General features: G+C 68.0%; 18 protein-coding genes. 8 read left to right on the forward strand and 10 right to left on the reverse strand.

Translation table 11 applies throughout. The features are described from left to right. Positions 1-50: 50 nt before the first annotated feature. The 4 genes from hisI to LZK98_RS10155 are packed head-to-tail and all read left to right on the forward strand — an operon-like array spanning position 51 to position 3,161. A complete protein-coding gene (hisI, locus tag LZK98_RS10140; RefSeq protein ID WP_233786429.1) occupies positions 51-413 on the forward strand; it encodes a phosphoribosyl-AMP cyclohydrolase in 363 nt (120 codons plus the stop codon). Next, complete coding sequence (locus LZK98_RS10145) at positions 410-913, forward strand: hypothetical protein (RefSeq protein WP_233786431.1); 504 nt, start codon at positions 410-412, stop codon at positions 911-913. The genes hisI and LZK98_RS10145 overlap by 4 nt, the downstream gene beginning before the upstream one ends. 31 nt (positions 914-944) lie before the next feature. Then, positions 945-1,349, forward strand: a complete 405-nt coding sequence (locus LZK98_RS10150) for a MerR family transcriptional regulator (protein WP_233786433.1) — start codon at positions 945-947, stop codon at positions 1,347-1,349. 9 nt (positions 1,350-1,358) lie between these two features. Further along, positions 1,359-3,161, forward strand: a complete 1,803-nt coding sequence (locus LZK98_RS10155; protein ID WP_233786435.1) for an acyl-CoA dehydrogenase C-terminal domain-containing protein — start codon at positions 1,359-1,361, stop codon at positions 3,159-3,161. Between the two features lie 142 nt (positions 3,162-3,303). Here the strand turns inward: LZK98_RS10155 and LZK98_RS10160 are convergent, their stop codons facing one another. From LZK98_RS10160 to LZK98_RS10175, 4 genes are all read right to left on the reverse strand, one after another. Further along, positions 3,304-4,707 (reverse strand): cell wall hydrolase, encoded by a 1,404-nt coding sequence (locus tag LZK98_RS10160; protein ID WP_233786437.1) that lies wholly within the window; start codon positions 4,705-4,707, stop codon positions 3,304-3,306. A 273-nt stretch (positions 4,708-4,980) separates the two neighbouring features. After that, on the reverse strand, positions 4,981-5,307 hold the full coding sequence (locus tag LZK98_RS10165; protein WP_233786438.1) for a hypothetical protein: 327 nt from the start codon (positions 5,305-5,307) through the stop codon (positions 4,981-4,983). A gap of 76 nt (positions 5,308-5,383) precedes the next feature. Further along, complete coding sequence (gene cysK, locus LZK98_RS10170; protein WP_233786439.1) at positions 5,384-6,304, reverse strand: cysteine synthase A; 921 nt, start codon at positions 6,302-6,304, stop codon at positions 5,384-5,386. Continuing rightward, on the reverse strand, positions 6,301-7,593 hold the full coding sequence (locus LZK98_RS10175; protein ID WP_233786440.1) for an MFS transporter: 1,293 nt from the start codon (positions 7,591-7,593) through the stop codon (positions 6,301-6,303). The genes cysK and LZK98_RS10175 overlap by 4 nt, the downstream gene beginning before the upstream one ends. 72 nt (positions 7,594-7,665) lie before the next feature. Between LZK98_RS10175 and LZK98_RS10180 the strand changes: the two genes are divergently transcribed. Further along, a complete protein-coding gene (locus LZK98_RS10180) occupies positions 7,666-9,396 on the forward strand; it encodes a DUF885 domain-containing protein (RefSeq protein WP_406694148.1) in 1,731 nt (576 codons plus the stop codon). Here the strand turns inward: LZK98_RS10180 and LZK98_RS10185 are convergent. The 4 genes from LZK98_RS10185 to LZK98_RS10200 form a co-directional block, all read right to left on the reverse strand. Continuing rightward, positions 9,393-10,748 carry an MFS transporter gene (locus LZK98_RS10185; protein ID WP_233786551.1) on the reverse strand — a complete coding sequence of 452 codons (1,356 nt, stop codon included), beginning with the start codon at positions 10,746-10,748 and terminating at the stop codon, positions 9,393-9,395. The genes LZK98_RS10180 and LZK98_RS10185 overlap by 4 nt on opposite strands. A 131-nt stretch (positions 10,749-10,879) precedes the next feature. Beyond that, on the reverse strand, positions 10,880-11,311 hold the full coding sequence (locus tag LZK98_RS10190; protein ID WP_233786441.1) for a cupin domain-containing protein: 432 nt from the start codon (positions 11,309-11,311) through the stop codon (positions 10,880-10,882). A 186-nt stretch (positions 11,312-11,497) separates the two neighbouring features. Beyond that, the gene (locus LZK98_RS10195) at positions 11,498-14,050 is read right to left on the reverse strand and encodes a TonB-dependent receptor (RefSeq protein WP_233786442.1); all 2,553 of its coding nucleotides are present in this window, start codon (positions 14,048-14,050) and stop codon (positions 11,498-11,500) included. A gap of 81 nt (positions 14,051-14,131) precedes the next feature. Next, complete coding sequence (locus tag LZK98_RS10200; protein ID WP_233786443.1) at positions 14,132-14,953, reverse strand: alpha/beta fold hydrolase; 822 nt, start codon at positions 14,951-14,953, stop codon at positions 14,132-14,134. 159 nt (positions 14,954-15,112) lie between these two features. Between LZK98_RS10200 and LZK98_RS10205 the strand changes: the two genes are divergently transcribed. Next, a complete protein-coding gene (locus LZK98_RS10205) occupies positions 15,113-15,787 on the forward strand; it encodes a hypothetical protein (RefSeq protein WP_233786445.1) in 675 nt (224 codons plus the stop codon). A 162-nt stretch (positions 15,788-15,949) separates the two neighbouring features. Here the strand turns inward: LZK98_RS10205 and LZK98_RS10210 are convergent, their stop codons facing one another. Further along, a complete protein-coding gene (locus LZK98_RS10210) occupies positions 15,950-16,474 on the reverse strand; it encodes a glycine zipper 2TM domain-containing protein (protein WP_233786552.1) in 525 nt (174 codons plus the stop codon). A 139-nt stretch (positions 16,475-16,613) separates the two neighbouring features. Here LZK98_RS10210 and LZK98_RS10215 point away from each other — a divergent pair, with 139 nt between their 5' ends. Continuing rightward, positions 16,614-17,039, forward strand: a complete 426-nt coding sequence (locus LZK98_RS10215) for a WYL domain-containing protein (RefSeq protein WP_319937556.1) — start codon at positions 16,614-16,616, stop codon at positions 17,037-17,039. A gap of 173 nt (positions 17,040-17,212) precedes the next feature. Next, positions 17,213-17,458: a hypothetical protein gene (locus LZK98_RS10220; RefSeq protein ID WP_233786446.1), complete on the forward strand. Its 246-nt coding sequence runs from the start codon at positions 17,213-17,215 to the stop codon at positions 17,456-17,458. A gap of 278 nt (positions 17,459-17,736) precedes the next feature. Here the strand turns inward: LZK98_RS10220 and LZK98_RS10225 are convergent, their stop codons facing one another. Next, a complete protein-coding gene (locus LZK98_RS10225) occupies positions 17,737-20,046 on the reverse strand; it encodes an ATP-dependent helicase (protein WP_233786447.1) in 2,310 nt (769 codons plus the stop codon). Between the last annotated feature and the right edge of the window lie 234 nt (positions 20,047-20,280).

Raw genomic sequence — 20,280 nt, forward strand, 5'->3', positions numbered from 1 at the left:
CTTGGCACTTCCGCTATTCCCGCTTCCCCGAAACGCGCTACATCGCCGTCATGACTGACCCTCGCGAAACCGGCCTCTCTCTCGACCCCAAGTACGACGCCGCCGGACTGGTGACCGCCGTCGCCACCGACGCCGCCACCGGCGAGGTGCTGATGGTCGCGCACATGAACGCCGAGGCGCTGGAGAAGACGGTCGCGACCGGCGAGGCGCATTTCTGGTCGCGCAGCCGCGGCAGGCTGTGGAAGAAGGGCGAGACGTCCGGCCATGTGCTGCGTGTCGTCGAGGCGCGGATCGACTGTGACCAGGACGCGGTGTGGCTGCGCGTCGAGCCGGCGGGGCCGGCCTGCCACACCGGCGAGAGGAGCTGCTTCTACCGCCGGATCGAGGGCGGCGGGCTGGTTCGCGTCGAATGATCCGTTGGGCGGCGCTGCTGCCGGTGCTGCTGCTCGCGAGCTGCCCGCCGCGGCCGCATGACGCCGCGGAGACGAGCGGGGCCCCCGACCTGGAGACCGCGGCCATCGCGCGCGGCATCGTCCGCGATCCGCGCGATACCGAGCCGACCGGCCTCTATGCGCGCGACACCGACCGCGTCTGCATCGTGCCCAAGGGGCTCGATTACCGCATCGGCGCGTTCGTCGACTATGGCGAGGGGATCACCTGCAATGCCGCGGGCAGCGTCACCCGTTCGGGAGAGACGCTGCGGGTGCGGCTCGGGGACGGCAAGTGCAGCTTCGACGCGCGCTTCGACGGCGACCGCATCACCTTCCCGGGACGATTGCCCGACGCCTGCGCGGCGCTGTGCACGCAGCGCGCGTCGCTGGCGGGGCTAGAGGTGACGCGGCTCAGCGAATCATTGTCCGAGGCGGCGGCGATGCGCGATGCGCGCGGACGATTGCCCTGCACGACACGTTGACGTTCACGTAAAGGGAAGGCATAAACGAGCCATGTCGCTTTCGCCCGCCTTGGCCCCGATCGAGACACGGACCGATCGGGAGAGCTTCTCGATCTCGGACCTGTCGGCCGAGTTCGGCGTCACTGCCCGCGCGCTGCGCTTCTATGAGGACGAGGGGCTGATCTCGCCCGAGCGGCGCGGGTTGCAGCGCATCTATTCGCACCGCGACCGCGCCCGGCTCGCCTGGATCCTGCGCGGCAAGCGCGTCGGCTTCAGCCTGGCCGAGATCCGCGAGATGATCGATCTCTACGACATCGGCGACGGACGCAAGGTGCAGCGCCAGGTGACGCTCGAGCGTTGCCTGGACCGGATCGCGCTCCTGAAGCGCCAGAAAGTGGATATCGACGCCGCGATCGCCGAGCTGGAGGATTTCGTGGCGCTGCTCAAGGAATACTGAGGAGAGACCATGCCGCAATATCAGCCGCCCGTCCGCGATACCCGATTCATCCTGGATCAGGTGATCGCGCTCGACCGCTATGCCAACCTGCCGGGTTTCGCCGCCGCGTCGCCCGACGTGGTCGAGGCGGTGCTGGAAGAGGGCGGCAGGTTCGTCGCCGAGGTGCTGTTCCCGCTCAACCAGACCGGCGATGCGGAGGGCTGCACCCGCCATCCGGACGGCAGCGTCACCACGCCCAAGGGCTTCAAGGAGGCCTATCGCCAGTTCGTCGAGAGCGGCTGGGCGACGCTGTCCGCGCCCGAGCAGTTCGGCGGGCAGGGGATGCCGCACGTCGTCGCCACGGCGTTCCAGGAATATATGATCTCCGCGAACATGGCCTTCGCCATGTATCCGGGGCTGACACACGGCGCGATCGCGGCGCTGCTCGCCAAGGGATCGCCCGAGCAGCAGGAGAAATACGTCCCGAAGATGGTGTCGGGCGAGTGGGGCGGGACGATGAACCTGACCGAGCCCCAGTGCGGCACCGACCTGGGCCTGATCCGCACCCGCGCCGAGCCGCAGGCGGACGGGAGCTATGCGATCACGGGGACCAAGATCTTCATCTCGTCGGGCGAGCATGACCTGACCGAGAACATCATCCACCTCGTCCTCGCCAAGACGCCGGGGGCGCCGGACAGCACCAAGGGCATCTCGCTGTTCGTGGTGCCGAAGTTTCTGGTCAATGACGACGGATCGCTGGGTGAGCGCAATGCGGTCACCTGCGGGTCGATCGAGCACAAGATGGGTATCCATGCCAACTCGACCTGCGTGATGAACTATGACGGAGCGAAGGGCTGGCTGGTCGGCGAGGAGATGAAGGGGCTCGCCGCGATGTTCATCATGATGAACGCGGCGCGGCTCGGCGTGGGGCTGCAAGGCCTCGCGGTGGGCGAGGTCGCGTTCCAGAACGCGGTGCAATACGCCAAGGACCGCCGCCAGGGCCGCGCGCTGACCGGGCCCAAGGACCCGGAGGAGAAGGCCGATCCGCTGTTCGTCCATCCCGACGTGCGGCGGATGCTGATGGAGGCCAAGGCGTGGAACGAGGGGCTGCGTGCGCTGTGCCTGTGGGGCGCGCTCCAGGTCGATCTCGAGCACGCGGCGCAGGGGGAGGAGGAGCGGCAGCTCGCCGCCGACCTGATCGGGCTGTTGACGCCGGTGATCAAGGGTTGCGGCACCGACGCCGGCTATCGCATCGCGACCGACAGCCAGCAGGTCTATGGCGGGCATGGCTACATCGCCGAATGGGGGATGGAGCAATATGTCCGCGATGCCCGCATCTCGATGATCTACGAGGGCACCAACGGCGTGCAGGCGATGGACCTCGTCGGCCGCAAGCTCGCGCAGAACGGCGGTCGGGCGGTGCAGGCGTTCTTCAAGCTGGTCGGCGAGGAATGCGCGGCGGCGAAGGGCGACGAGAAGGTCGCCGATTTCGCCGGACGGCTGGAGAAGGCGCTGGGCGAGCTCCAGGCGGCGACGATGTGGTTCATGGCGAACGGGATGCAGAATCCCAACCAGGTCGGCGCGGGCGCCTATAGCTATATGCAGCTGATGGGCATCGTCGCGACCGGCCTGATGTGGCTGCGCATGGCGCGCGCGGCGGCGGCCGGGCTGGCGGCGGGTGGAGGCGATGCCGGTTTCCTCGAGGCGAAGCTCGTCACCGCTCGCTTCTTCGCCGAGCGGATCATGCCCGATGCGGGTGCGCTGAGGCGGAAGATCGAAGGCGGGGCGGAGAGCGTTATGGCGCTCGATCCGGAACTGTTCGTCGCGGCCTGAGGCTGAGCGACATTCAAGCAGATCGCACGGCTATCTCTTAAGCCCCTCCCCTTCAGGGGAGGGGTTGGGGGTGGGGAAGTGCGGCAGGCTTTGTCGCTTGGGGCGAGCCACCACCCCAACCCCTCCCCTGAAGGGGAGGGGCTTAACTGCTTAATCCTCGCCGGCTTTCGGGGCCGGTTTCGCCGATGTCGGACTGGGGGCGGGGGGCGGCTGGAACCGCTGCGGGCGCTGCCTTGCGGCGGATGCCGGCAAGCGGGTCGAGGCCGACGGGTCTCGTCGGCACCACCGGCGGAGGCGCGATGGTCCCCGAGACCCCGCCGCCGACGCCGCGCAGGTCGAAGTTCGGGTTCGCGCCGGAGGCGGCCGCCGCCGCGGCCGGCGGGACCATCGTCATCGAGACCTGCGCCTTCATGCACTGAGTCGGCTGGGTGTTCTTGAACTCGGCGCAGTTCCACAGCGTCTTCTCGAAATTGAAGGCGCGATCGCGGAGGTAGCTGAACGACATCATCCGCTGCTGCACCGGCGTGATCGGCAGCGCGGCCGGCGTGGCGGCCTTGTCGGTCCAGGCCATGAACTTGCAGAAGGGCCGGTCGCCGCATGCCTTCAGCGCGAGCACCGGGTACATCTCCGGGCCGAGCTTGGGGTCGAGCGTGACGAGGAAGGTGTTCGCGTCCTGCGCCAGGCTCTGGGGCACGGCGAGACCCTCCGGCAGCAGCACGTTCGCGGCGTCTGCCGCAAGCGTGGCGACGTCATCCCCCGGCAGGTGATGGGCGGTCGAGAGCCGCGCGAGCTGCGGGATGTTCGGCTCGGCCCCGGTGTAGCGGCTGGCAAAGGCCGGCGGCGTGCCCCACCAGCCGGTCCAGCGGAAGAAGAGATGGGTGTGCACCTCGGTGATCTTGTCGAGGCTCGCGCTCCAGTACGGCACCACCCAGTCGGTATGATAGTGGGTCGCGTGGCCGACGCGCCTGTCGACCGTGCCGTTGAGCGCGGCCCTGGCGATCTCTCGCGCGCGCTCCCAGGCGGCGGGGCGTATGGTGCGCAGGATCGCGCCGTCGCAGGTGAAGGTGAACTGGCAGCCGGTGCGCCGCTCGGCGCCCTGGAACACCACGCCGCACACACTGTGCGGGAAGGCGGGGTGGCGGACGCGGTTCAGCACGACCTGCGCCACCGCCTTCTCGCCGGAGGCATCGTCGCCCGCTTCATAGATCACCGCGGCGGCGAGACAGTCGATCGCGCGCGCCTGATCCTCCGGCGCGCCGAAGATGCGGAACGGCCGCGCAGCCGGATTGGGCGCGGTGGAGAAGGGGATGGTGGCGTTATACTCGCGGGCATCCTCGGGCGCGAGATTCTGGAACTCGATCGGTTCGACCGGCGGCAGCTCGGCCTGAGGGACGACATGCCGCGGGCGCACGACCTTGGCCGCGGCGGGCGGAAGTTTCGGGGCGTGGGTCACCAGCCAGACGGGCACGGCGATCGCCGCGACCGCAAGCAGCGCCAGCACGCCGAGCAGCCAGCGCGGCAGGGGATTGGTGGCAGATAACGTCATGCGATCGTGGATGAGGACGCTGTCTCTGTGGAGCTGATATGGGCGCGCCAACATCTGGGCTGCACCTCCGGTTCAACGGGACGCGCGGCCATAGCGCAATCGTTTCGTTGGCGGAAGAGCAGGACGGTGGGTGGTGAGGGGGATGCGGCCGGATCGAAGCAGCGCAGTGCTCCTGCGAAGGCAGGAGCCCTGGATCATAGATGTGCCGCTGCGGCCTGGGCTCCTGCCTTCGCAGGAGCACGATCCAATCTGATTGGGACGAAAACTTAAGCCCTAATCCGGCCAGAAGCCGGTGCCTTGGCAGATGTCGAGCGCGTCGAGCGCGCGGTTGCGGCAGCCTTCGCTGGTGCAGATGGGGGCGACGCGGGCGTAGCGTTGAGAGCAGGTTTCCGGCGCGCCTGGGCGGGAGGCCGGCCTGGTGTCGTAGCTGACCGGCTGCGGAGTCGGCTTGGCCGACGGCGGAACCAGCATCGTCTCGCCGCCGGCATGATGCGCCGCCGGTGCCGCGGCGACAGCGGGATTCGCGCCGCCGCCGAAGGCCATCGGCCAGACCAGGACAGTCGCCAGCATCGCGCCGGCACAGATCATCGCGTTACGCACGGTTCCCCCCGGAAACGATCGCGATTCGGGTTCCGGGGGTTTCCTATGGTGAATCAATGAATTTTGCGAGTCGCTTTCAGCTTTCCGGCAGGAAATCCGGAACCGACAGGTAACGCTCGCCGGTATCGTAGTTGAAACCGAGCACGCGCACGCCGTCCGGCAGGTCGGGCAGCTTCTGCAGGATCGCGGCCAGCGTCGCGCCCGAGCTGATGCCGACCAGCATCCCTTCCTCGCTGGCGGCGCGGCGGGCCATGTCCTTGGCGACGGCGGCGTCGACCTTGATCACGCCGTCGATCGCCTGGGTGTGGAGGTTGCGCGGGATGAAGCCGGCGCCGATGCCCTGGATCGGGTGCGGGCCGGGCTGGCCGCCCGAGATCACCGGCGACAGCTCGGGCTCGACCGCGAACACCTTGAGGTTGGGCCACTCCTTCTTGAGCGTCTCGGCCACACCGGTGATGTGGCCGCCGGTGCCGACGCCGGTGATGATCACGTCGATCGGGCTGTCGCGGAAATCGTCGAGGATTTCCTTCGCTGTCGTACGGACATGGACGTCGACGTTCGCAGGGTTTTCAAACTGCTGCGGCATCCAGGCGCCGGGCGTTTCCTCGACGATCTGCATGGCACGCTCGATCGAGCCCTTCATGCCCTTCTCGCGCGGGGTGAGGTCGAAGGTCGCGCCATAGGCGAGCATCAGGCGGCGGCGTTCGACCGACATGCTCTCCGGCATCACCAGGATCAGCTTGTAGCCCTTCACCGCCGCGACCATCGCCAAGCCGACGCCGGTGTTGCCGCTGGTCGGCTCGACGATCGTGCCGCCTGGCTTGAGGTCGCCCGACGCCTCGGCCGCCTCGACCATCGACAATGCGATGCGGTCCTTGATCGAGCCGCCGGGGTTGGAGCGTTCGGACTTGATCCACACCTCCGCGCCCGGGAACAGGCGCTGGATGCGGATGTGAGGCGTATTGCCGATCGTCTCGAGGATGGTGTTGGCCTTCATGGCTGGGCAACTCCATGGTCAGGGGGGACGGAAAGCATTTCGGGCGGATCGAAGCTCTTCGCAAGCCTGAGCTCGGGAAACAAGCGCGACCAAATCAGGGTTACCACGATCGCGCCGACGCCGCCGAACACAACCGCGCCGACCGGCCCCAGCAGCGAGGCGAGCAGACCGCTCTCGGCCTCGCCCAGCTCGTTCGATGCGGAGATGGTGAGCTGCGACACCGCGCTCACCCGGCCGCGCATGGCATCCGGCGTGTGGAGCTGGATCAGCGACTGGCGGACGTAGACCGAGACCATGTCGGCACCGCCGGCAACGATCAGCGCGCCCAGGCTCAGCCAGAACCAGCGCGACAGGCCGAAGGTCAGGATCGCCAGGCCGAACACGACGACCGCGATCAGCATCTTGAGCCCGACGTTCGCCTTCATCGGCCGGATCGAGAAGAAGACGGCGGTGCTCGCCGCGCCGATACCCATGCCGGCGGCGAGCAGGCCCAGCCCCTGCGAGCCGACGTGGAGGATGTCGCGCGCGAACACCGGCAGCAGCGCGGTCGCGCCGGCGAGCAGCACCGCGAACAGGTCGAGCGTGATCGTCGCCAGCACCAGCCGGTTGTGGCGGACATAGGCGAAACCCTCGGCGATGCGCGCGAGCGGACGGTGGTCGGGCTGGACCGGCGGCTGCGGGACCTTGCCGATCAGGAAGATCATCGCCAGCGCGACCAGCATCAGGGCGGTGATGGTGGCATAGGCGACGTCGGGATGGATCGCGAACAGCAGCCCGCCGACGCTGGGGCCGGCGATCGAGCCGACCTGCCAGGCAATCGAGCTGACCGCGATCGCCGTCGGCAGGCTCTCGCGGGGAACCAGGTTGGGCGCGAGCGCTGAATAGGCGGGGCCGGAGAAGGCGCGGTTGATGCCGGTCAGCACCGCCGCGCCGAACAGCGCCGGCAGGCTGAGCGCGTCGAAATAGGTGAGGAGGCCCAGCCCCGCGGTGACGCACACCATCAGCGTCACGGTGCCGCGCACGATCCAACGCCGGTCGATGGTGTCGGCGACCAGGCCGACGATGGGGGTCAGCAGGAACAGCGGCACGAACTGGGCCGCGCCGATCATGCCGAGCATGAACGCGGCTTCCTTGATGCCCATCGTCTCGCGCGCGATGCTGTAGACCTGCCAGCCGATGACGATCGCCATCGCGGTCATGGCGATCGTGCCGGCGAAGCGCGACAGCCAATAGGCGCGGAAATTAGGGATCGTGAAGGGATGGGGAGGGGAAGGGGCAGCGGCGGCCATGCGTGGCCGCTCATAGGCGTGGGTTGCCGTTCGTTGCAACGGCTCTGGTGCTCTTCCCGGCACAATGCCAGCATGAGCTCGGACGATTGTTCAGGGAGGCAGGATTTGAAGGGACTCTGGTTCGCGGCGGTTGCCGCCGCGGCGCTGATGGGCTGCACGCCCTCGAACGGCGGTGCGCCGCAGGCGAAGGACTGGAAGGCGTTCGTCGACGCGACGATGGAGGAGCATTTCCGGCTCGATCCCGCCTTTGCGGTCTATCAGGGGCGGCACGATTTCGACGGCAAGCTGCCCGACTGGAGCGAGGCTGGGCTGAAAGCGACGGCCGACTTCTATCGCCGCACGATCGAGAAGGCGCAGGCGTTCCAGGGCCTCGACGCCGATCAGGCGTTCGAGCGCGACTATGTGGTGCAGGTGATGAAGGGCAAGCTGTTCTGGCTCGCCGACGCCGACCAGCCGCATCGCAATCCGGCCTTCTATGTGGGCGGCGGGCTCGATCCCAACGTCTATATCGCGCGCGACTATGCCGATGCGCCGACGCGGATGAAGGCGATGATCGCCTTCCTGAAAGGCGTGCCGGCCGCGGCGGCGAACATCCGCGCCAACCTCAGGATGCCGATGCCGGCGAGTTTCGTCTATTACGGCAAGGCCGGGTTCGGCGGGTTCGCCGACTATTATGGCGGCGATGCCAAGAAGGCGTTCGCCGGCGTCAACGACCCGGTGCTCCAGAAGGAGTTCGACACCGCGGCGGCGGCCGCCAGCCAGGCGATGCGCGACCTGGCGAAATGGTTCGACGACAATGGCAAGACTGCGACGCAGGATTTCGCGCTCGGGCCCGAAAAGTTCGCCAAGATGGTCAGGGACACGGAGGGCGTCGACGTCAGCCTCGATGAGCTGGAAGCGGTCGGGCGCGCCGACCTCAAGCGCAACCAGGACGCGCTCAAGGCTGCTTGCGCGGAGTTCGCGCCGGGCGCGACCATTCCCGCGTGCATCGCCAAAATGAACGCGGACAAGCCCAAGGGCGGCCCGGTCGCCGCCGCCACCGCGCAGATCCCGGAGCTGCGCGAGTTCGTGATCAAGCACGACATCGTCACCATCCCCGGCACCGAACAGGCGCTGGTGCGCGAGAGTCCGCCCTACAACCGGCAGAACTCGGCCTACATCGATCCCGCGGGGCCGTTCGAGAAGGGCGTCGCCTCGGTCTACTATATCTCGCCGCCGGACCCTTCATGGTCGCCGGCGGTGCAGGCGGCGTTCGTGCCGGGCGAGGCGGACCTCTTGTTCACCACGGTGCATGAGATCATGCCGGGACATTTCCTCCAGTTCCTGCACAGCAACCGGTCGAAGTCGGTCTTCGGACGCGCCTATGTCGGCTATGCCTTCGCCGAGGGCTGGGCGCATTATGCCGAGGAGATGATGTGGGACGCGGGCCTGCGCGGCACACCGGAGACGCACATCGGCCAGATCTCCAACGCGCTGCTGCGCGACTGCCGCTATCTGTCGGCGATCGGGCTCCACGCGCGCGGGATGACGCAGGCGGACAGCCAGAAGCTGTTCCAGGAGCAATGCTACCAGGACGAGGGCACCGCCCGGCAGCAGGCGGCGCGGGGGACCTATGACCCGTCGTACCTCAACTACACGATGGGCAAGCTCCTGATCCGCAAGCTTCGCGACGATTGGACCGCAACGCGCGGCGGACGTGGGGCGTGGAAGGCGTTCCACGACCAGTTCCTGAGCTACGGCGGCCCGCCGATCCCGCTGGTGCGCAAGGCGATGATGGGCGGGGAGGCGAAGGCGGTCTTCTAGCGGATCTGGCTCGCCGGCTGCGTCCCTCCGGACTCCCCGAATTGGGGATTGCGGATCGAGGGGCGCAGCCGCGCGATGCTGCACAGGCCCGCGATCAGCGCGAGCGCGGCGGCGGTATATGGCGGTACCGCGCCCGCGCCGACGCCGATTGCCAGCAGCGCCGCGACCATCGTCGCGCCGGAGGTCTGGCCGACCATGCGGATCGTCGAGACCAGACCGCCCGCAGCCGTCGCGCGGTCGCGCGGGGCGGAGCCCACCACCAGTCGGGCGTTGGGCGACAGGAACATGCCGAAGCCGGCGCCGCACAGCGACATCCGCCAGGCGACGTCGAAATAGTCCGGATGCGGCGGCAGGTTGGCGAGCAGCAGCAGCGCCGTCACCGCCAGCGTCATGCCGACCCCGCCGAGCAGGCCGGCGGGGATCTTGTCGGAGAGGGCGCCGGCGGCGGGCGCGACGAACAAGGTGGTGAGCGGCCAGGGCGCGATCATCGCGCCGACCTCCGAGGGGGCGAAGCCATAGGCGTGCTGGAGGCGGAACGGGACCGACAGCAGCAGGGTCTGGCTGGCGAGGAAGGCGGTGAAGGCGCCTATCGCCGACAGCGCGATCACCGGCCGCGCGAGCAGGTCGATCGGCAGGATCGGCTTGGTGTCGTGCATCTCGCGCCGGACGAAAAACCAGCCGATGATCAGTCCGACTGCGACGATCGCTCCCGACACCACCGGGCTGTCGCCGTGGACGGCGGTCTCGAGGCCGCCGATCACCAGCCCGAAGGTGGCGGCGCACATGATGCCGCCGATCACGTCGAACGGCTCGCTGCGCCGGGGAAGGTCGGGCAGCGCGCGGCCGAGCAGCAGCGAGACGATGGCGAAGGGCACGGCGCTCGCGAACACCCAGGGCCAGGGCGCAATGCCGAGGATCAGGCCGCCGACCGTCGGCGCCGCCGCGGCCGAGCTCGACACGATCACCGCGTTGAGGCCGAGGCCGCGGCCGAGCATCGAACGCGGATAGATGGCGCGCACCATCGCCGAGGTGACGCTGAGCGCGCCCGCCGCGCCGATCGCCTGCACCGCGCGCACGATCAGCAGGAACGGCAGGCTCTTGGCGAAGAAGCAGAGGATGGTGGCGATGGTGAAGACGAGCTGGCCGCCCTGATAGACGCGCTTGATGCCGATCCGCTCGGCGAGGCCGGCGAAGGGCAGCAGCAGCATCACCAGCATGAGCTGGTAGACGGTGACGACCGCGACCACCGCGGAATTGTCGACGTGGAGCGAACGGGCGATCGTCGGCAGCGCGACCGCGGCGATCGCGCCGTCGATCACCACCAGCGCGGTGCCGAACGATACCGCCACCATCGCGACATAGCGGCGCGGCTTGGGAAGGCCGTCGTGGGGCAGGGGAAGGGGCAGGGCGGTTTGCCTCTCCTCCGGATCGTCGGCGTCGGTGCCGGTCGGAGGAGGGAAGCGATCGACCATCGCCGGATGCTTTAGGAACGCGGCTCCCGAGTCGGCAAGTCCGGCGTCCAGCCTTCCGGCGCGAGCTCGAAGCCGGCGAAGTCGAATCCCGGCGCGACGATGCAGCTCACCAGCGTCCAGCCGTCGCCTGCCTCGGCAGACTGCCAGGCGTGCGGCGGGACCAGCAGCTGCGGTGCCTCTCCGGCGAGGACGTCGGGGCCGAGGCGGTACTCGGTTTCGTCAATCTTGAGCGTCAGCGGCGCACCGGCGTGCCACAGCCAGATCTCAGCCGCGTCGACGCGATGCCAGTGCGAGCGCTGGCCGGCGTCGAGCAGGAAGTAGATCGCCGTCACCCGATCGCGGCCGCCGTCGGGCGAAGGCTCGCGGATGGTCTCCCGGTACCAGCCGCCTTCGGGATGCGGCGTGAGGTCGAGGGTGGCGATGAGGTCCGGGGCGGTCGGCATGGCTTTCTCCAAAAATCCTCCCCGGCACGGGGAGGGGGACCGCGACGCGAAGCGTCGTGGTGGAGGGGGGCAGGCCACGAGCGAGTCGCCTGCGGCGGGCCCCCTCCACCATTTGCTCCGCAAATGGTCCCCCTCCCCGTGCCGGGGAGGATCTTCGGCCTAGCTCGGGCGTCTCTCTCCGTCCAATCAGCGCCGGCCGGTCTTGATGCTGAGCGCGACGCCGTAGATGCGCGGCTCGCCGGCGATGAAGGTCGGCAGGCCAAGGTTGTCGCCGGAGTTGCCGGCGTCCTTGATGTAGTCCTTGCCGAACAGGTTGGTCGCGAACGCCTCGATCCGCCAGCCGGCTTCCGGCCGCTCGATGCCGATGCGGGCGTTGACGAGGGCGTAGCCGTCCTGGAACTCGTCCTGGATATTGTCGGCGACCAGCGCGCGGGGCGGCTGCTGGAGCGCGGGGATGTCGTTGTTGTCGTCGAAGAAGACCTTGCTCTGATAGGTCACGCTCGGGCTGAAATCGACGCGGACCGGGCCGACCGGCGCCTTGACCTCGATGCCGAACGAGGCGGCGTGGTCGGGCGACAGGCGGAAGTGGTTGCCGTCGTAGATGCCGGATTTCAGGCGGCCGTGGTTGTAGGCGTAGGTGCCGAACAGGTCGACCCAGCCGGCCGCCGCCCAGCGGAACTGTCCCTCGAAGCCGTAGCTCTCGGCCTTGCCCGCGTTGGTGACGACGAAGGCGGTGCCGACCTGCTCGGTGGTCTGGAAGTTGTTGTACTTGTAGTAGAATACCGCCGCGTCGAGCGACAGCTTGCGGTCGAGCAGCGCGGTCTTCACGCCGCCCTCGAAGCTGTCGACGGTCTCGGCGTCGACCTTGGTGAACACCGGTGCGGCGAACGGGGCCGAGGGCGGCCGTGGGCTCAGCAGCTCGGGCCGGCGGCCGCGGGCGTAGGTGAAGTAGAGGCTGGCGTCCTCGCTCGGCATATAGCGGGCGGTGGCGCGCCAGGTGAGGCCGTCGGTCTTGAGATCCTGGCTGACGATCGCGCCGTTGCCGGCGGTCGGCTGGCCGGAGATGGCGAACATCGGCACCGGGTACTGCGCGGACTGCGGGATATTGGCTGCGCCGGGCACCGCCAGCGCCTGGAGGAGCTGCGTGCGCACCGCCGCCGGCTGGCTCAGCGCGCCGATAAAGCCGCCGAGGATCGAGCGGCCGTTGAGGACAGCGCTGGCGATCCCCGTGGTCTTGCTGTCGTGGGTGTAGCGGATGCCGCCACCGATCTCGAACCTGTCGCCGAGCTTGAGCTTGCCGTCCGCGAAGACGTCGAAGCTCTCGGTCTCGTTGTAGTTGGTCGTGCTCTCGACGAAGCCGGTACCGAGATTGGCGGCGATCGCCCGGGCCTGCGCGGTTGGCAGCAGGGCAGCGGCCTGGGCCGGAGTAATGCCGGCGAGGTTGGCGAGGACGCCCTGGAGCAGCGCGCCGGTGAACTGGGTGTTGGCGAATGCCGCCAGCGGCGCCGGGTCGGTCGTCGCCCGGCCGGGGATCGGGCCGTTCAGCACGCCCGCCAGCCGCGCCAACGCGACGCGCTCGTCGAACTGGAGCGGCACGCGGGTCTGGCCGCTTTCCTTGAACCAGGTCGCGCCGACGAAGCCGGTGAAGGCGCCGTCATTGTCGTAGGTTAGGCGCAGCGTCGCCTGGGTCTGCTTGCCCTCGGCATCCTCGGCGGCGGTGAGGATCGGCAGCGAGATGCCGTCGGCGTCGAACACCTCCTTCGAGTGGAAGCGGCGCCAGCCGACCACGCCGTTCAGCGACAGGGCATCGGTCAGCTCGTAGTTGACCAGGCCGGTGATGCCGCCGACGTCGCGCTCCAGCCCCAGATCCTGGCCCTCGCGGGCGACGAAGCTGGCAGGTGCCATCAGCGCGGCGCCCGAGTTGCGGCCGCGGTCGCCGATCACCTGGCCGGTGACCGGATCGGTCGGGTTGTAGGCGATCGACTTGAACGCGGTGCCGGCCGGCGCGTCGTGCTGGTAATTGGCGATGACGTCGATCGTCAGCCTCTCCGGCGCGAAGCGGATCGAGCCGCGGACGGCTTCGGTGTCCTGCGAGTTGAAGTCGCGGGCGCCGAGGAGATTGTCGACATAACCGTCGCGTTTCTTGACGCGGCCGGCGATGCGCACCGCCAACGTATCGCTGAGCGGTACGTTCATTGTTCCATCGAGGCGGTAGCCGCCCAAGTTGGTATATTGCCCATAGCCATAGCCGTAGGCGGCATCCGGATCGGCCTTGGCCTGGACGATGTTGACCGCGCCGATCAGCGCGCCGCGGCCGTAGAGCGTCGACTGCGGGCCCTTCGACACCTCGACTCGCTCGAGGTCGAACAGCTCGACATAGGCGCCGCGCGAGCGCGAGATCGACACGCCGTCCTGAAACACCGACACGCGCGGCTCGGTGAAGCTCTCGCCCGAATCCGAGGTGATGCCGCGGATCGACAGCGCCGGGTTGTTGGGCGACTGGTTCTGGACGTTGAAGCCGGGGACGTACTGCGCGAGCCGCTCGAAATCCTCGATGCCCTGATCGTCGAGGAAGCCGCCGGTGTAGGCGGTGAGCGCGAACGGCACCTCGATCGGGCGCTGCTCGACGAGCTGGGCGGTGACGACGATATCATCCGCCGCCGCCGGCGCTTCCTGCGCGAAGGCCGGTGCGGCGAGGGCGAGCGTGCTCGCGGTGAGAAGCAGGGCAGTGATTCGCATGTCGGTCCCCCTTTGACGTGGGAGCGCCCTAGGGGGACCGGATGACGATTGTGTTGCGGTGCGGCGTACGAGCCGCCGCCTTCAGCTCTCGATGAAGGCGAGCAGGTCGGCGTTGATCACGTCGGCATGGGTGGTCGCCATGCCGTGCGGGAAGCCTGGATAGACCTTGAGTGTGCCGTTGGGCACCAGCTTGATCGCCTTCTCGGCCGCCGCGGCGATGGGGACGATCTGGTCGTCGTCGCCGTGCATGATCAGGCAGGGCACGTCGATCTTCTTGAGGTCCTCGGTATAGTCGACCTCGGAGAACTGCTTGATGCACTCGTAATGGGCCAGGATCGAGCCCTGCATCCCCTGGCGCCACCAATGGTCCATGACCCCTTGGCTGACTTCGGCGCCATCGCGGTTGTAGCCGTAGAAGGGATAGGGGATGTCCTTGTACTGCTGCGCGCGGTTGGCGGCGAGCTGGGCGCGGAAGCCGTCGAACACCTCGAGCGGCGTGCCCTCCGGGTTCGAGGGGGTCTTGAGCATCAGCGGCGGGACGGCGCCGATCAGCACCGCCTTCTTGACCCGCGAGGTGCCGTGGCGGCCGATGTAATGGGCGACCTCGCCGCCGCCGGTCGAGTGGCCGACCATCACCGCGTCTCGGACGTCGAGCTTGTCGAACAGTGCCGCCAGGTCGTCGGCATAGGTGTCCATGTCGTTGCCCTGCGCCGGTTGCGACGAACGGCCGTGGCCGCGGCGGTCATGGGCGATGACGCGATAGCCCTTCCGGTAGAAGAACAGCATCTGCGTGTCCCAGTCGTCGGCGGTGAGCGGCCAGCCGTGGCTGAAGGTGATGACCGGGCCGGTCCCCCAGTCCTTGTAGAAGATCTCGGTGCCGTCGCTGGTGGTGATGTAGGGCATGGCAGGTCTCCGGTTCGCAGGGGTGAATCCCGCGGCTCTATTACGCGACGGCAACGACCCTTGCGCGTGCAAATGCGGCAACGATGGGTTTCATCCTTCTGGTCAGGCGGCGGGATTGCAGGCACAATCGCAGCATCGGCGTGATGACGGGGGCGCCCCATGCATTTCATGCAGTTGCTGAGGACACTCGACGAAATCCTCTACGAGGTGATGTCGTGGCTGGTCTTCTATGTGATCACGTTGTGGCGGACGGTCGCAGGTCCGCTGCGGATGATGAACTATGCCAACGCCGAGCTCGGGGACCGGTCGGAGCAGCAATATGCCGACACGCTGCCGCCGCCCTTGTTCCTGCTGCTGACCTTGCTCCTCTCGCATGCGATCGAGCTGGCGCTGGTCGGGCAGAATCCGCTCATCGAGGATACCAAGGGATTGTCCGAGCTGGTGCATGACGACACCAGCCTGCTGATCCTCCGCCTACTGCTGTTCAGCCTGCCACCGCTTATCATGGCAGTGCGGCTGGTGCGGGCGCAGAAGACCGGCCTGACCCGCGACACGTTGCGGCAGCCCTTCTACAGCCAGTGCTACCTCGCCGCGCCGTTTGCGCTGACGATGGGGATCGCGTCGATCCTGACCCGGTTGCCGTCAGCCTGGGCCGAGGTCGTGATGCTGGGATGGTTGCTGATCGTGCTCGATTTCCTGTGGTACGGCACCGTCCAGGCGCGCTGGTTCGCGGCGAAGCTGGACGTGTCGATCGTGCGCGGCTTCGGGATGGCGACCGTCGGGATGATCCAGAGCGCGGTGATCTTCGTGATCCTCGGGCGGCTGTTCTTCTGAACGGAGCAGATCGACATTCAATCCTCCCCGCCAGGGGGAGGTGTCAGTCCCCGCGAAGGCGGGGACTGACGGAGGGGGAGGACAGCGACAAACTATCGGTCCCCCTCCGTCACGCTTCGCGTGCCACCTCCCCCTGGCAGGGGAGGATTGAAAGGAGGCGAATCAGCGGCAGCGGACCTGGCTCTGCTGCTGGTCGATCGAGCGGCCGGCGAGCGCGCCGATCGCGCCGCCGAGCAGCGTGCCGACGGTGCGCGAATGGCCGCCGTCGATGACGTTGCCGAGGATGCCGCCGGCCGCGCCGCCGACGATCAGGCCGGTCGTGCCGTCGGAGCGCTTGCAGTAATAGCGGCCGTCCTCGCCGGCGTAGACGCGGTCCTCGGGACGCAGCACGCGTTCCTCGGTGCCGGGGCGATAGTAGCGGGCGGGATCATAGCCGCCTTCGTCGCGGTCGTCGGCATAGGGATCGGGTGCGCGGCGATAGCCATCGCTCGGAGGCGGGTAGCCGCCGTCGCGCTGACGCGCGGCGACATAGCGGTCCACCGCATCGCGATAGGCCTGATATTCGCGGTCGAACCGCTCCTGCGCCTGATCGAAGCGCTGTTGCTCGGCGGCGGTCTGCGCGGCGGCTGGAGTGGCGAGAGCCGTGCCCGCGGCGGCAGTGGCGGCGAGCAGGGCGGCGTGGATCATGCGCATGGGTCTCATATCCTCTTCGGTGCCCGGACGCCCGGGTACGGCGGTGAGGATAATAGCCGAAACCAAGATGATTGCTGAACGATCTTGGCGGCAAGCACGATGCAATCGGCGGCTGTCGCGGCGATCGGGCGGCTTGGCGATCGAGGAAATAATCGTACAAACTATTGCTGCAACGCAGCATAGCGGTTACATATTGGCTATGTACCTGACCGACGCCTCTCCTGCTGCGACCGCGCCCGTCAATCCGACTGCGCCGATCCTGGAAGCGATCGTCCGCCAGCGCTGCCTGGCGGCGACCTATAATCGTGCGGACATCGTCGTCGCGCCGCACGTTCTCTATACGCGGCACGGCGAGCTCTATGTCGATGCGGTGACCATCTCCCGCAACATGGTGATGGTGCGTGAGCCCAAGCTCGCCACGTTCAAGCTGACCGGTCTGGGCGGGCTGCGGGTGACGGAGCGGCCGTTCGAGCTCAGCGGCCTGTTCGATTCCGAGCTGGAGAAATATGCCGGCGTGACCTTGATGAAGGTGGAACCGATCGCGCAATCGGCGAGTTGACGATCGCCAAGGTGCTTGTCGGAGGGAGCCGCCGACATGCTTGTGGTCAGGTCCTGTTCGGGTTATGTCTGAATTGTAGCGTGCAAATATCTGTTTCCGGATGGGACCGCCGGGTAACCAAGGCAGTGGAGCGCGTTACACATTGCTGAGGTTCAACTGTCGAAGGGGTCTTTATGCGTATTAGACTTTTGACTTCTGCAGCGATTGCGCTGTCCCTCGTTGCCACGCCCGTGCTTGCCAATCCGGCGGCGCGTCTGTCGGTTGCCAATTCGCCGCAGGTGCGTGCGTCGTCGAACGTCGACGGCAAGAGCCGTCTCACCGGCAGCGCCTGGATCGGTGTGGTCGCCGCGCTCGCGGTCGGTGCCGGCGCGGTTGTGCTTGCACTCACCACCGACGACGACGATTCCGACAGCAACTGATCGGTTAGCGTCGTAGAATTCGGGGGCCGTCGGTTTCCGGCGGCCCCTTTCTATGGTCTGGGGCGGGTCGACATTTGGGCTGAGGTCTTCCTTAGTCCGGTTCCCAGCCGTCACCCCGGACTTGTTCCGGGGTCCACAGGGCCTCGCAGGCCGCGCTCAAACCTTTGTCCGGTCCTTGCCTCCCGGTGGACCCCGGAACAAGTCCGGGGTGACGGTGAAGAGGGTTGAGATGTCAGTCACCCCAGATCGAGCAGGCGGTTCGCGGTGAGCGCTCGTCGTCAGCTCGCCGTCACGAAGCTGTCCATCACCCGCTTCCGCCCGGCCATCTCGAAATCGATCTCCAGCTTGTTGCCCTCGATCTCGGCAATGGTGCCGTAGCCGAACTTCTGGTGGAACACGCGCTGGCCCAATGACAGGTCGTCGCGCCCCTTGTTGCCGAGGCTGACCGCGCTCGATGTAGCCTCGCGGACGCGGACCGGCTCGCGGGTGAAGGTGCGGCTGGTCCAGTCGCCGCCGGGCTTGCTGCCGAGCGTACCCGCGGCGCGCTGCCAGCCGGGGCCGCGGCCGGTGCCCCGGCCCACGTCGGCAAAGGGATCGCCGCGCTCGCTCCAGTTGGCGCGCCACAGGCTCTCGCCGCCGGACATGGTGGTCTCCTCGGCGACATGCGCCTTGGGCAGCTCGCCAATGAAGCGGCTCGGGATCGAGCTGGTCCACTGGCCGTAGATGCGGCGGTTGGCGGCGTGGAGGATCACCGCGCGGCGGCGCGCGCGGGTGATCGCGACATAGGCGAGGCGGCGCTCCTCCTCCAGCGATGCGAGCCCGCCCTCGTCGAGCGCGCGCTGCGAGGGGAACAGCCCCTCCTCCCAGCCGGCGAGGAAGACGGTGTCGAACTCCAGACCCTTGGCGGCGTGGATGGTCATGATCGTGACCTTTGCCCCCTCGTCGGCGGCATCGTTGTCCATCACCAGGCTGACGTGTTCGAGGAAGGCGCCGAGGCTCTCATACTCCTCCATCGCACGGATGAGCTCGTTGAGGTTCTCCAGGCGGCCGGCGGCCTCGGCCGAGCGGTCGGCCTGCCACATCGCGGTGTAACCGCTCTCGTCGAGGATCTGGCGGGCGAGCTCGGGGTGGGGGAGCTGCTCCACCTTCTCGCGCCAGCGGGCGAAATCGCCGACCAGGTTGCCGAGCGACTTGCGGGCGGCGCCCGTCATCTCGTCGGTGTCCAGGATGCGCGCGGCGGCGATGGAGAGCGGAACGCGTTCGGCGCGGGCGAGCTGGTGGAGGCGGGCGACCGCCTTGTCGCCGAGGCCGCGCTTGGGGACGTTGACGATGCGCTCGAAGGCGAGGTCGTCCGCCGGCTGGGCGACGACGCGGAGGTAGGCGAGCGCGTCGCGGATCTCGGCGCGCTCGTAGAAGCGGAAGCCGCCGACGATGCGGTAGCCCATGCCGATCGCGATGAAGCGGTCCTCGAACTCGCGGGTCTGGTGCTGGGCGCGGACCAGGATGGCGATGTCGTTGAGCGAGGTGCCGGCGCGCGCCGCCGCCTCGATCTCGTCGCCGACGCGGCGGGCCTCCTCGGGGCCGTCCCACACGCCTATCACGCGGACCTGCTCGCCTTCGCTCGCCTCGGTCCACAGCGTCTTGCCGAGGCGGCCGCCGTTGTTGGCGATCACTCCGCTCGCCGCGGCGAGGATGTGCGGGGTCGAGCGGTAGTTCTGCTCGAGCCGGATCACCTTGGCGCCTGGGAAGTCGCGCTCGAACTTCAGGATGTTCTCGACCTGCGCGCCGCGCCACGAATAGATCGACTGGTCGTCGTCGCCGACGCAGCAGATGTTCTTGCGCTCCTGCGCGAGCAGGCGGAGCCAGAGATACTGGCTGGAATTGGTGTCCTGATACTCGTCGACCATGATGTAGCGGAAGCGCTGCTGGTAATGGGTCAGCACCTCGCGGTCGGTCTTGAGGATCGTCAGCATGTGGAGCAGCAGGTCGCCGAAGTCGCAGGCATTGAGTGCGCGCAGCCGCTCCTGATAGGCGGCGTACATCTGGGCGCCCTTGCCGTTGGCGTAGAGCTCGGATTCGCCGGCGTCGACGTCCTTCGGCAGCAGCCCTTTGTTCTTCCAGGCGTCGATGTGGCCGGCGAGCGCGCGGGCGGGCCAGCGCTTCTCGTCAATGCCGGCGGCGGTGATCAGCGCCTTGAGCAGGCGGAGCTGGTCGTCGGTATCGAGGATGGTGAAGTTGGATTGCAGGCCGACCAGCTCGGCGTGGCGGCGGAGCATCTTCGCGCCGATCGCGTGGAAGGTGCCGAGCCACGGCATCCCCTCGACCGCGTCGCCGACCAGGTTGCGGACGCGCTCGCGCATCTCACGCGCCGCCTTGTTGGTGAAGGTGACGGCGAGGATCTCGGATGGGTAGGCCTTGCGCGTGTAGAGCAGGTGCGCGAGCCGGGCGGTGAGCGCGGCGGTCTTGCCCGTGCCGGCGCCAGCGAGGACGAGTACGGGGCCGTCGGTGGTCAGCACCGCCTCGCGCTGAGGGGCGTTGAGGCCCTGGAGATAGGGCGGGTCCTGGGGCGAAGGGGCGGAGACGGACATCGGTGAACAGTTAGGGAACGGCGCGCGTGCGGGCAAGCCGAATAGACCCCTCTCCCTCTGGGAGAGGGAGGGGCCCGCTCGGCGCAGCCGAGTGGGAGGGTGAGGGTGACCAACGCCGGCGGTAGTCACCCTCACCCTCCCGCAGCTTCGCTGCTCCTTCCCTCTCCCAAAAGGAGAGGGACAGTGGGGGGCAGTGTCACTTGTCATCCTACTGTCACACAAGTCGGCGAATGG

It is taken from the genome of Sphingomonas cannabina, from assembly GCF_021391395.1.
In the GTDB taxonomy this organism is placed as follows: Bacteria; Pseudomonadota; Alphaproteobacteria; order Sphingomonadales; family Sphingomonadaceae; genus Sphingomonas; species Sphingomonas cannabina.